The sequence below is a fragment of the Bacillus sp. GB_SG_008 genome (genome assembly GCF_052038115.1).
Taxonomy (GTDB): domain Bacteria; phylum Bacillota; class Bacilli; order Bacillales; family Bacillaceae_G; genus Bacillus_A; species Bacillus_A rhizoplanae.
On record NZ_JBPZSK010000007.1, the window covers coordinates 205,381 to 218,420 of the forward strand.

General features: G+C 40.6%; 11 protein-coding genes, 2 rRNA genes and 1 riboswitch. Of the genes, 1 reads left to right on the forward strand and 12 read right to left on the reverse strand.

Annotated elements, in window-relative coordinates:
- Window positions 1-21: 21 nt before the first annotated feature.
- The 10 genes from purN to purE all read right to left on the reverse strand — a co-directional run bounded on the left by purN (window position 22) and on the right by purE (window position 10,051).
- Complete coding sequence (gene purN, locus ACTDJC_RS18345; RefSeq protein ID WP_440604294.1) at window positions 22-600, reverse strand: phosphoribosylglycinamide formyltransferase; 579 nt, start codon at window positions 598-600, stop codon at window positions 22-24.
- Window positions 597-1,637, reverse strand: coding sequence for a phosphoribosylformylglycinamidine cyclo-ligase (gene purM, locus ACTDJC_RS18350; protein ID WP_098309200.1), 1,041 nt, complete (start codon window positions 1,635-1,637; stop codon window positions 597-599). Before purM ends, purN begins: the two co-directional genes overlap by 4 nt.
- 143 nt (window positions 1,638-1,780) lie before the next feature.
- On the reverse strand, window positions 1,781-3,196 hold the full coding sequence (gene purF, locus ACTDJC_RS18355; protein WP_440604295.1) for an amidophosphoribosyltransferase: 1,416 nt from the start codon (window positions 3,194-3,196) through the stop codon (window positions 1,781-1,783).
- Complete coding sequence (purL, locus tag ACTDJC_RS18360) at window positions 3,181-5,400, reverse strand: phosphoribosylformylglycinamidine synthase II (RefSeq protein WP_429712552.1); 2,220 nt, start codon at window positions 5,398-5,400, stop codon at window positions 3,181-3,183. The genes purF and purL overlap by 16 nt, the downstream gene beginning before the upstream one ends.
- On the reverse strand, window positions 5,384-6,067 hold the full coding sequence (gene purQ / locus ACTDJC_RS18365) for a phosphoribosylformylglycinamidine synthase subunit PurQ (protein WP_098309203.1): 684 nt from the start codon (window positions 6,065-6,067) through the stop codon (window positions 5,384-5,386). The genes purL and purQ overlap by 17 nt, the downstream gene beginning before the upstream one ends.
- A complete protein-coding gene (purS, locus tag ACTDJC_RS18370) occupies window positions 6,064-6,318 on the reverse strand; it encodes a phosphoribosylformylglycinamidine synthase subunit PurS (protein ID WP_098309204.1) in 255 nt (84 codons plus the stop codon). The genes purQ and purS overlap by 4 nt, the downstream gene beginning before the upstream one ends.
- Window positions 6,311-7,030, reverse strand: a complete 720-nt coding sequence (gene purC, locus ACTDJC_RS18375) for a phosphoribosylaminoimidazolesuccinocarboxamide synthase (RefSeq protein WP_429712554.1) — start codon at window positions 7,028-7,030, stop codon at window positions 6,311-6,313. Before purC ends, purS begins: the two co-directional genes overlap by 8 nt.
- 89 nt (window positions 7,031-7,119) lie before the next feature.
- A complete protein-coding gene (gene purB / locus ACTDJC_RS18380; protein ID WP_253628418.1) occupies window positions 7,120-8,421 on the reverse strand; it encodes an adenylosuccinate lyase in 1,302 nt (433 codons plus the stop codon).
- On the reverse strand, window positions 8,418-9,569 hold the full coding sequence (gene purK / locus ACTDJC_RS18385; protein WP_440604296.1) for a 5-(carboxyamino)imidazole ribonucleotide synthase: 1,152 nt from the start codon (window positions 9,567-9,569) through the stop codon (window positions 8,418-8,420). Before purK ends, purB begins: the two co-directional genes overlap by 4 nt.
- Window positions 9,566-10,051: a 5-(carboxyamino)imidazole ribonucleotide mutase gene (purE, locus tag ACTDJC_RS18390; protein ID WP_098309208.1), complete on the reverse strand. Its 486-nt coding sequence runs from the start codon at window positions 10,049-10,051 to the stop codon at window positions 9,566-9,568. The genes purK and purE overlap by 4 nt, the downstream gene beginning before the upstream one ends.
- Before the next feature lie 109 nt (window positions 10,052-10,160).
- Window positions 10,161-10,262: riboswitch (purine riboswitch) on the reverse strand.
- A gap of 216 nt (window positions 10,263-10,478) precedes the next feature.
- On the opposite strand from purE, the gene ACTDJC_RS18395 reads away from it, so the two are divergent.
- Complete coding sequence (locus tag ACTDJC_RS18395; protein ID WP_098309210.1) at window positions 10,479-10,979, forward strand: DUF1269 domain-containing protein; 501 nt, start codon at window positions 10,479-10,481, stop codon at window positions 10,977-10,979.
- Between the two features lie 246 nt (window positions 10,980-11,225).
- Here the strand turns inward: ACTDJC_RS18395 and rrf are convergent.
- Both rrf and ACTDJC_RS18405 read right to left on the reverse strand, forming a co-directional pair.
- Window positions 11,226-11,341, reverse strand: a 5S ribosomal RNA gene (rrf, locus tag ACTDJC_RS18400).
- Between the two features lie 50 nt (window positions 11,342-11,391).
- Window positions 11,392-13,040: ribosomal RNA gene (locus ACTDJC_RS18405) — 23S ribosomal RNA — on the reverse strand; the annotation flags it as partial.

Sequence of the window (13,040 nt, forward strand, 5' to 3'; positions counted from 1 at the left end):
AGTTGTATTAAAATGCTGCTCTTATGACTTCACTTTAGAATGTAATAAAGATTTCACCGTATCCACGTACAATCTATGTTCGACAAGTTGAATTTTCTTTTGTAAACTTTCTCGTGTATCATCTTCAGAAACTGCTACCGCTTCCTGTGCGATAATTGGTCCTGTATCCATTCCTGCATCCACGTAATGGATTGTTACTCCTGTTACTTTCACACCAGCTTCAATCGCTTGCCCAACTGCATCTTTTCCAGGAAAACTTGGCAATAACGACGGATGAATGTTAACAATTCTGCCTCCGTAAGCAGCTAGTAACGTTGGACCAATTAAACGCATATATCCTGCTAAAATAATCCAATCAATCTCGGATTCTTGCAATTTCTTTAATATTTCTTGTTCAAATGCTTCCTTTGATTCATAATCTTTCGCTGAAAAGGCAAAGCAAGGAACATGATGATCATTTGCACGCTCAACAACACGTGCACTAGGCTGATCACATACAAGTAAACTAAGCTGTGCATCTAATCTTCCGTCTTCTACTGCATCCACAAGTGCTTGAAAGTTAGAACCACTTCCTGAAGCAAAAATTGCTATTCGGTTCATGATACTACTCCTCCATTAAATGTAACCCCTGAACCTTGTACAGTACGTCCGATGATACGAGCTGTTTCCCCTTGTTCTTCTAAAAGTTTGATAGCACCTTCTGCATCTTCTTCTTTGACCGCTACTACCATACCAATACCCATGTTAAAAATATTGAACATTTCTTCTCTATTTAATTGACCAACTTCTTGCAGTAAATCAAAGATTGGATGAATTGTCCAAGAACCAAGTTCAATTTGTGCTCCAATACCGTCTGGCAACATACGTGGAATATTTTCAATAAATCCGCCACCAGTAATGTGAGCCATACCGCTTACGTTATATTTCTTCAATAGTTCTAAAATAGGTTTGACATAAATTTTCGTTGGTGTTAATAATTCTTCACCAAGTGGGAGTTCTAAACGACCATACGTACGATCAAGTGAAAGCTGTCCATCTTCTAATAGCACCTTACGTACAAGAGAGTAACCATTACTATGAATTCCACTAGAAGCAAGTCCGATTAATACTTGATTCGCTTCAATAGATTGTCCCGTAACAATTTTCTTTTTATCAACAATACCAACTGTAAAACCAGCTAAATCGTACTCTTCTTCAGAATACATACCTGGCATTTCAGCTGTTTCCCCGCCGATTAGTGAACAACCAGCCTGACGGCATCCTTCTGCAATTCCTTTGACGATGTTTTCAATTTTACTAGGTTCTGCTTTACCACAAGCAATATAATCTAGGAAAAAGAGCGGCTCTGCCCCTTGAACAACAATATCGTTCACACACATTGCAACTGCATCGATGCCGATTGTGTCATGCTTGTCCATCATGAAAGCGAGCATTAATTTTGTTCCTACACCATCTGTTCCAGATACTAATACTGGCTCTTCTAATGCAAATTTTGAAAGATCAAACATTCCTCCAAAACCGCCTAGGCCACCTAGCACTTCTTTTCTCATCGTTGTTTGCACGTGTTTTTTCATGCGAGATACCGCTTCATATCCAGCTTCAATATCTACTCCTGCTTGCTTATATGCATTCGCCATCGTTTCTATACACCTCGTCTTTTTATACTGAAAGAATTTCTCCCGTCTACCGAACAGTAAAACTATAATGATAAAGCTTCAAGAAAAAGCAAGCTTCTACACAGCGTATAGTAGAAGCTGCTATACTTTCTTATTACTCTACTTTATTTCATACTTTCTAAAAGCTCTTGCTCGTAATCATAAAGAGCCGTTGGATAATCTCCATTAAAGTAAGCCATACATAAACCGCCATATTTCCCTTCATATGGGCGGCCAATTGCATCGACTAAGCCCTCTTCACTTAAAAACGTTAAAGAGTCTGCTCCAATGATTTGACGAATTTCTTCTATTGAATGATTTGCTGCGATTAATTCTTTTCTTGTTTGAATGTCAATTCCATAGAAGCATGGATACTTAAGCGGCGGCGAAGCAATTCTTACATGCACTTCTGTTGCCCCAGCCTCGCGAAGCATACGAACAATTCGCTTGCTTGTTGTACCGCGCACAATAGAATCGTCAATCATAACAACACGTTTCCCTTCAACAACACCACGTACTGCTGAAAGCTTCATTTTTACACCTTGCTCACGTAATTCTTGTGAAGGTTGAATAAAGGTACGTCCAACGTAACGATTCTTAATTAACCCTAATTCATAAGGAATTCCTGTCGCTTCCGCGTAACCGATTGCTGCCGAAATACTAGAATCTGGTACACCTGTTACAACATCTGCTTCAACTGGAGCTTCCTTTGCTAACAATTTTCCCATATTTTTACGTGCCGCATGAACGTTAACGCCAGCAATGTTTGAATCAGGGCGAGCGAAATAAATATACTCCATACTACAAATTGCATGCTCTACATCATTTGTATAGCGATCTGCGTGTATTCCTTCATCATTAATAACAATGATTTCCCCAGGCTCTACATCACGAATGTACGTTGCGCCCACAACATCAAATGCACATGTTTCAGATGCTACAACGTAAGCATCTCCCATCTTTCCAATCGAAAGGGGCCTAAATCCATTTGGATCTAATGCAACAATCATTTCGTTTCCTGTTAATAATAAATATGCAAAAGCACCTTTTACTTTGTTTAGTGCATCTTTTACACTTTCAATTAATGTACCTTTTGTATTACGCTTAATTAAATGAAGCAATACTTCTGTATCCGAACTTGTTTGAAAGATGCTTCCTTCTGCTTCTAATTCACGACGAAGCATTTTTGCGTTAATTAAATTACCGTTATGAGCTAATGCCATACTATGGTCTGAGAAGCGAAATAACAGTGGTTGAACATTTGCAACTTCAGCGCCGCCTGCTGTCGCATAACGAACATGCCCAATCGCTGATTGTCCGTTTAAGCCTTCTAACTCGCCGCGTGAAAACACTTCTGATATTAAACCAAGACCTTTATGACCAATGATTTTCTCCCCATTATTTACAACAATGCCAGCGCCTTCTTGGCCACGGTGCTGCAAGCTATGCAGTCCATAATACGTAACTTGAGCTGCATTTTCATGCCCCCAAATTCCGAAAACGCCACATTCTTCATTTAGCCCCTTTATTTCATTAAGCATGGAATAGCCCCTTTCCAAGCCGTTCTCATTTCATCAACATCTGCTGTAAGCAATACTTCGTTTTCTTCATTACGAATTGTTAATTGATTTGCACTTGTTACTTCCCCAACATAAAGTGCATCTATCATACTTTCAAACGCTTCTTTTTGCTCACGTTTTACTGTAACAACAAAGCGAGATTGTGATTCTGCAAATAACATTGCTGTTGCTTCTCCAGCTAATTTCACATCTGCACCTAATCCGTTTGCACCCATTGCACTTTCTGCGAAAGCAACTGCTAATCCGCCTTCTGCAACGTCATGCGCTGATTGTACAAGACCTTTTTGAATAGCTGCTAGTAATTGCTTTTGGCGTTTTTCTTCTACTTCTAAATCGATGCTTGGTGCTTGACCGAAGATTTTACCATGTAACATTTTTTGTAGCTCACTACCACCAAACTCAGCTTTCGTTTCACCGATTACATAAACAAGATCGCCAGCTTGCTTAAACTCTTGCGTTGTTACATGCTTTACGTCATGTACAAGACCAACCATACCAACAGTTGGTGTTGGGTATACCGCTTCACCGCTGCGTTCGTTGTACATTGATACGTTTCCGCCAATAACAGGTGTACTTAACGTGCGGCATGCTTCGCTCATACCATCTACTGACTTCTCAATTTGCCAGAAAATTTCTGGCTTTTCTGGATTACCAAAGTTTAAGCAATCTGTAATTGCAAGCGGCTCACCGCCAGAACATACAATATTACGAGCTGCTTCTGCTACAGCAATTTTCCCGCCCATTTCTGGGTCTAAGTAAATGTAGCGAGAGTTACAATCTGTTGTCATTGCTAATGCTTTATTTGTTCCGCGTACACGAACAACCGCTGCATCAGATCCTGGTGTAACAACTGTGCTTGTGCGTACTTGATAATCATATTGATCATATACCCACTCTTTACTTGCAATCGTTGGTTGTTGTAATAGAGATAATAATGTTTCTTTATAATTCTCCACTTTTGGTGTTTCCATCTTCATTTGTTGGAACTCTGCAAAATACGCTGCTTCTTTTGAAGGCTTATGATAAACAGGTGCTTCTTCTGCTAAGGCATCAGCTGGCACTTCCGCAACCATTTCTCCTTTATGGAATAAACGAAGCATTTTATCTTCAGTTACTTTTCCCATTGTCACTGCCGCAAGACCGTATTTTTCAAATAACTCTACAATCTCTTGCTCTCTACCTTTTTTCACGACGATTAACATACGCTCTTGTGATTCAGAAAGCATCATCTCATATGGCGTCATACCTGTTTCACGTTGTGGTACATCATCTAAGTACATTTCAATACCCATACCTGCTTTACTTGCCATCTCTGCAGAAGATGATGTTAAGCCTGCTGCTCCCATATCTTGAATACCGACAAGTGCATCAGATTTGATAAGCTCTAAGCATGCTTCAATTAAAAGCTTCTCCATAAACGGGTCGCCTACTTGCACTGCTGGGCGCTTTGCATCGGAATCCTCAGATAGTTCTTCTGACGCAAACGTTGCACCGTGAATACCGTCCCGGCCTGTTGCTGCACCAACATACATTACTGTATTACCAGCACCGTGCGCTTGGCCTTTTTTAATATCTTCATGGTTAATTAAACCAACACACATTGCATTTACAAGTGGATTTCCTTCATAGCATGGATCAAACTGTACTTCTCCGCCAACAGTTGGAATTCCAATGCAGTTACCGTATCCTGCAATACCTGCTACAACTTCTTCAAATAAATATTTCACGCGCGGTGATTGTAACTCACCGAAGCGAAGTGAATTTAACATAGCAATTGGACGTGCTCCCATAGAAAACACATCACGTATAATACCGCCTACTCCTGTTGCAGCACCTTGATACGGCTCAATTGCAGATGGATGGTTATGACTTTCCATTTTAAATACTACCGCTTGATTGTCACCGATATCTACGATACCAGCACCTTCACCAGGACCTTGTAATACACGTTCACCAGTCGTTGGGAACTTACGAAGAACTGGCTTTGAGTTTTTATAACTACAATGCTCTGACCACATAACAGAGAATAATCCTGTTTCTGTATAGTTTGGAAGACGGCCTAAAATCTTTTCAACCATTGCAAACTCTTCGTCGGTTAATCCCATTTCTGCATAAATGCGTTTTTCTTTAATTTGAGTTGGATTTGGCTCAAGCAGTAACGACATATGTTTCCCTCCAATGTTTCAAAATAGATTGAAATACTTTTAGACCATCTGCTCCTCCAAGCAATTCGTCAACAGCACGCTCTGGGTGCGGCATCATGCCAAGTACATTCCCTTGCTCATTTACAATCCCTGCAATATCTGAAACGCTTCCGTTTGGATTCTCTACATAACGGAACACAATTTGATTATTTTCTTCTAACTGTTTCAATGTTGCTTCATCACAGTAGTAGTTTCCTTCACCATGAGCAATCGGAATATCGATAACTTCGTCTTTCTCATATTGCGACGTGAACATTGTTGTATTATTTTCAACACGTAGCTGAACAGTACGACACATAAATTTTAAGTTTTTATTGCGAATTAATGCACCTGGTAGCAATCCAGACTCTACTAAAATTTGAAAACCATTACATACACCTAAAATTGGCTTTCCTGCTTCAGCTGCTTTTTGTACGCCTTTCATTGCGTTTGCAAAGCGAGAAATAGCTCCGCAGCGAAGATAATCTCCGTAAGAGAAACCGCCTGGTAGTAAAATTCCATCGTACTCATCTAAGTTTTCTGTATCATGCCAAACGTAGTCTACATCTTGGCCAAGCTCATCTTTAATTGCATGAAACATATCCACATCACAGTTCGAACCTGGGAAAACGATTACGGCAAATTTCACTGCGCGACAACCTCCTCAACTTCATAGCGATAATCTTCAATCACTACGTTCGTTAATAATTTCTCGCACATTTCTTTTACCATTGCATCAATATCTGTAACTGATTTATCAATTGTTAACTCCATATATTTACCGATACGAACATCTTGTACTTCTGTAAATGAAAGACTATGAAGCGCTCCTTTTACCGCTGTTCCTTGTGGATCTAATACACTTTCTCTTAACGTGACATATACTTTTACTTTATACATGTGAAGCTCCCCCTAATCGTTTTAAAAGTTCTTCATAAGCATCTGTTAAATTACCAAGATCGCGGCGGAATACATCTTTATCAAATTTTTCGTTGCTCGTTTCATCCCATAAACGGCATGTATCAGGTGAAATTTCATCCGCTAATAAAATTTCTCCCTCTTCTGTTACCCCAAACTCTAGTTTAAAATCTATTAATCTTACACGACAGTTTGCGAAATGCTCAATCAATACTTGATTGATCTGTAGAGCTTTTTCTCGTAATGTGCTCACTTGCTCTGGCGTTGCAACGTTTAACACACGAATATGATCTTCTGTTACAAGCGGATCTCCTAAATCATCATCTTTGTAGTAAAATTCCACAATCGGTGTTGTAAGTGCAGTTCCTTCTTCCATTCCTAATCGTTTTGAAAGACTGCCTGCAATTACATTTCTTGTGACAACTTCTAATGGAATGATGCTCACTCTTTTTACGATTTGTTCTGTTTCCGATACTTTCTCAACAAAGTGTGATTTGATTCCCACTTCTTGTAACTTTCTGAATAAAAGAGTTGTAATCTCATTGTTCAGACGACCTTTTCCAGAAATCGTCGCTTTCTTTTCCCCATTGAAAGCAGTAGCACTATCTTTGTACTCTACCCAAACCATATCTGCTGTTTCTGTACGATAAATTCTTTTTGCTTTTCCTTCATACAGCAATTCTAGCTTTTGCACTTCGCAAGCCCCCTGTAGTTTGAAAAATGTGAATAGTATAATTAAAAAGAATGGCACAGAATGATCCTATTCTGTGCCATATAAAATTATCAGTTTAAGCCAAGACGTTCAAAAATTGTATCAACGTGTTGTAAGTGATGTTCATAGTTGAAACATTCATTGATTTCTTCTTGTGTTAATTTGCTTGTAATGCGCTCATCAGCTTCTACAAGCTCCTTAAATTGTACTTGTGTTTCCCAAGCTTCCATCGCTTTAGGCTGTACGATATCATAAGCTTCTTCACGTACCATACCTTTGTCGATTAGCGTAAGCATTACACGCTGAGAGTAAATTAAACCATATGTTCTTTGCATGTTACGCTTCATGTTTTCTGGGAATACCGTTAAGTTTTTCACGATATTACCGAAACGATTTAACATGTAGTTTAATGCGATTGTTGCATCTGGTAAGATAACGCGTTCTGCAGAAGAGTGAGAAATATCACGCTCATGCCATAATGGAACGTTTTCGTAAGCAGTCATCATGTAACCACGGATAACACGAGCCAAGCCAGTCATATTTTCAGACCCAATCGGATTACGTTTATGTGGCATTGCAGACGAACCTTTTTGTCCTTTCGCAAAGGCCTCTTCTACTTCACGTGTTTCACTTTTTTGTAAACCGCGAATTTCGACTGCCATTTTTTCGATAGATGTTGCAATTAGTGCAAGTGTTGACATGTAATGTGCATGACGATCACGTTGCAGCGTTTGTGTAGAAATTGGTGCTGCTTCTAATCCTAAATTTTCACAAACATATTTTTCAACGAATGGATTGATGTTCGCGAATGTACCAACGGCACCAGAAAGTTTACCAACGCGAACTGTATCAGCTGCTTGCTTAAAGCGCTCTAAGTTACGTTTCATTTCTTCATACCAAAGGCCAAGCTTTAAACCAAATGTTGTTGGTTCTGCATGAACACCATGTGTTCTTCCCATCATAATTGTGTATTTATGTTCTTTTGCTTTATTAGCTAAGATACTAATGAAGTTCTCTAAGTCTTTTAATAAAATCTCATTAGCTTGTTTTAAGATGTAAGATAACGCTGTATCTACTACGTCTGTAGATGTTAAACCGTAGTGTACCCATTTACGTTCTTCACCTAATGCTGGTGTTTCAGATACCGCACGAGTAAATGCTACAACATCATGACGTGTTTCTTGTTCAATTTCATAAATACGTTCAATATCAAAAGATGCATTCTCACGAAGTTTTTTCACATCTTCTTTTGGAATATCTCCAAGTTCAGCCCAAGCTTCACAAGCTAAGATCTCAACTTCTAACCACGCTTTAAATTTGTTTTCTTCCGTCCAAATCGCACCCATCTCAGGGCGTGTATAACGACTAATCATCTTTTTCCCTCCAACAGTTGTTCTTGATGGTCCCAAATATGCAATGTCCGCGCTTTTTCTAAAGCAACATCAATCTTATCATTTAAAATATTAACGTGCCCCATTTTACGCTGCGGCTTTGCTTCTTCTTTACCATATAAATGCAAGTAACACCCGGTTAATCTATTCACTTGCTTTAGGACCCCTTCTATATGTTCGCCTAAAATGTTTACCATGACAACTGGTTTTAACAAAATTGTTTCTCCAAGAGGTAAATTACAGATTGCTCGAATATGCTGTCCGAATTGACTCGTTTCACATGCATCAATTGTATAGTGTCCAGAATTGTGCGGCCTTGGTGCTAACTCATTAATATAAATCTCACCATTTGCTGTAGCAAACATCTCTACTGCTAGTGTTCCCACTAGCTTTAGTTCATCCGCTAATCTCTCTGCATACTGAATTCCTTTTTGTGATAGTTCTTCTGTAATACGAGCTGGTACGATTGATTCATGTAAAATGTTATTCACGTGAATGTTTTCGGCTACTGGAAATACTTTCGTTTCACCGTTTACACTACGTGTAACAATAACGGAAATTTCTTTTTCAAATGAAACCCACTTCTCTAAAATACATTCAGCCTGATTTACAAGTTCCATCGCTCTCGCAACATCAGCTTCACTTTTTAGTACAACTTGCCCTTTTCCATCGTATCCCCCTGTTGTTGTCTTTAACACACAAGGGAATGAAAATTCAGCAATTGCTTCTAAAAGCTCTTTCTGCTTCTGAACGAGTCTGTATGGTGCTACTGGTAAACCGGCTTTCGTGATTGCATTTTTTTCTGTATAACGATTTTGTGTTGTATATAATAACTCACTGCCCTGTGGTAAATAAGCATTCTTTTCAAGCCATTGTAAGCAGTTATAATCAATATTCTCAAATTCATATGTTACAACATCACTTATTTCTGCTAAGTGATGAATTGCTTTTAAATCATTATACGGTGCCACAATTTCAATGTCGGCAACTTGTGCACACGGCGAAGACTTTGCTGGATCTAATACTGCAATTTTATATCCCATTTCTTTTGCTGCAATCGCCATCATTCTGCCAAGTTGTCCCCCGCCAATAATACCAATCATTTGTCCAGGTAAAATCGTTTTTATCACTGCAGTTCACTACCTTCTCGCACATTTTTTTCAATTGCTTCTCGTCTCAGTTCTAATGCATCGTGTATATCATCATGAAACGATCCTAGCATTTGCGTGGCAAGTAAACCTGCATTTGTAGCTCCAGCTTTTCCAATTGCGACAGTCGCAACTGGAACACCTCCTGGCATTTGGACAATAGATAGTAATGAATCTAAACCATTTAACGCTTTCGATTGAACAGGAACACCGATGACAGGAATATTCGTTTTTGCAGCAACCATTCCTGGTAAGTGAGCGGCCCCGCCTGCCCCAGCGATAATAACTTTTATTCCACGTTCACGAGCTGTTTCTGCATATTGAAACATATAATCTGGAGTCCGATGAGCGGATACGACTTTCTTCTCATACGGAATATTTAACTCTTCTAATATTTCACAAGCATATTTCATTGTTTCCCAGTCTGACGTGCTTCCCATAATGACTCCAACTAGTGGTTTCATATTAGAATCCCCCCGATTCAAATAAAAAAAGCCTGATATAGAACATTCCTCTTTTACTATGAGAGAAAGTGCTCTACTCAGGCATGCGTATCCCATGTGAATAGAAAAATACCGAGTGACTTTCCCTCATAGTCCAACGATTAACGGTCGTTAGGTAGAGACTTGCAGGCCATATCCCCGCGATTATATGAGGTGCGATATAATATTGCTTCTACCGTTATATTAACAGGTGTTATTCAAACATGTCAACAAATAATCGAATGTTTTTAATAATATTAAATGTAACGTTCGTGTTTATTCCAGAAAACCGTATAAATATGCTTTATAAAACGAAATATATGTCCAATAACAAGTATTATTCAGGCATAATTCCCTTGACATACATACAAAATGCAGTGATACTTAAAGAAAAAGGCAGGTTTTGAATATGGAAAAACAAGTTGCTGTACTTACCTTTCAAGAAGATACGCAATCCTACAAAGCATTCTCTGTTATTAAAAAATTTCATTTAGAGCATCAACTAAAAGTGGAGCAAATTGCAGTTATTAAACGAAAAATAGATGGTGAATTATCAATTGAAGATTTCTTAGATGTAACGGGCGCTGATAAAACCAATAAAGGCGGTTTAATCGGGATGTTTGTTGGGATTCTAGGCGGACCTTTCGGTGTATTGTTAGGTGGACTAATTGGATCAACGATTGGTATATTTAAAGATAAAAAAGAGATTACACATGCATATTCTGTTTTTGAAAACACATTAAAATCTATTAAACCTGGAAAAACAGGAGTCATTGTAATTGTGGAAGAGAAGACAGAAGATACATTAAATAGCATTGTACATGAAGGAAATGGAAAAATAGATCGTTATCTTGAAGCTGAATTGCGCTCCGAAATTGAGGCAGAACGTAAAAAATTAAAAACTAAGTAACTAGTAAACTGTACCCCGAATCGTGAACACTTAAAAAAGTCCATGATTCGGGGTTTTTTGTATGTTTTTAAAGCTACTTCCTCGTTATAACGGAAACAATCATACAGTGAGGTACGGGAAATGAGTAAAATTATTTTTAAGGCCTTTTAAATGAAACAATTAGAGAAGAATGAGAGCGTAGTGAAAGCATCAGAGTGTTACTTTTTTAAACACAAAAAAACCTAAGTCAAAACGACTTAGGTTTTTGCCTGGCAACGTCCTACTCTCACAGGGACAAAGTCCCAACTACCATCGGCGCTAGAGAGCTTAACTTCCGTGTTCGGTATGGGAACGGGTGTGACCTCTCTGCCATCATTACCAGACTTATGAAGGTATATTCCTTCAAAACTAGATAACATTTGCTTCATATTATATGGTTAAGTCCTCGATCTATTAGTATTCGTCAGCTCCACATGTCACCATGCTTCCACCTCGAACCTATCAACCTGATCATCTTTCAGGGATCTTACTAGCTTAACGCTATGGGAAATCTCATCTTGAGGGGGGCTTCATGCTTAGATGCTTTCAGCACTTATCCCTTCCGCACATAGCTACCCAGCTATGCCCTTGGCAGAACAACTGGTACACCAGCGGTGCGTCCATCCCGGTCCTCTCGTACTAAGGACAGCTCCTCTCAAATTTCCTACGCCCACGACGGATAGGGACCGAACTGTCTCACGACGTTCTGAACCCAGCTCGCGTACCGCTTTAATGGGCGAACAGCCCAACCCTTGGGACCGACTACAGCCCCAGGATGCGATGAGCCGACATCGAGGTGCCAAACCTCCCCGTCGATGTGGACTCTTGGGGGAGATAAGCCTGTTATCCCCGGGGTAGCTTTTATCCGTTGAGCGATGGCCCTTCCATGCGGAACCACCGGATCACTAAGCCCGACTTTCGTCCCTGCTCGACTTGTAGGTCTCGCAGTCAAGCTCCCTTATGCCTTTGCACTCTACGAATGATTTCCAACCATTCTGAGGGAACCTTTGGGCGCCTCCGTTACTTTTTAGGAGGCGACCGCCCCAGTCAAACTGCCCACCTGACACTGTCTCCCGGGTCGATAAGACCCGTAGGTTAGAATTTCAATACAGCCAGGGCGGTATCCCACCAGCGCCTCCACCGAAGCTAGCGCTCCGGCTTCAAAGGCTCCCGCCTATCCTGTACAAGCTGTACCAAAATTCAATATCAGGCTACAGTAAAGCTCCACGGGGTCTTTCCGTCCTGTCGCGGGTAACCTGCATCTTCACAGGTACTATAATTTCACCGAGTCTCTGGTTGAGACAGTGCCCAAATCGTTACACCTTTCGTGCGGGTCGGAACTTACCCGACAAGGAATTTCGCTACCTTAGGACCGTTATAGTTACGGCCGCCGTTTACTGGGGCTTCAGTTCAGAGCTTCGCTTGCGCTAACCCCTCTCCTTAACCTTCCAGCACCGGGCAGGTGTCAGCCCCTATACTTCGCCTTACGGCTTCGCAGAGACCTGTGTTTTTGCTAAACAGTCGCTTGGGCCTATTCACTGCGGCTTTCCGTTAAGAAAGCACCCCTTCTCCCGAAGTTACGGGGTCATTTTGCCGAGTTCCTTAACCAGAGTTCTCTCGCACACCTTAGGATTCTCTCCTCGCCTACCTGTGTCGGTTTGCGGTACAGGCACCTTTTATCTCGCTAGAAGCTTTTCTTGGCAGCGGGGAATCAAAGACTTCGCTCCATAAGGAGCTTCCCCATCACAGCTCAGCCTTTGCGGTAAGCGGATTTGCCTACTTACCAGCCTAACTGCTTGGACGTGCACAACCAATCGCACGCTTCTTCTATCCTTCTGCGTCCCTCCATTGCTCAAACGATAAAGAGGTGGTACAGGAATATCAACCTGTTGTCCATCGCCTACGCCTGTCGGCCTCGGCTTAGGTCCTGACTAACCCTGAGCGGACGAGCCTTCCTCAGGAAACCTTAGGCATTCGGTGGACGGGATTCTCACCCGTCTTTCGCTACTCATACCGGCATTCTCACTTCTAAGCGCTCCACCA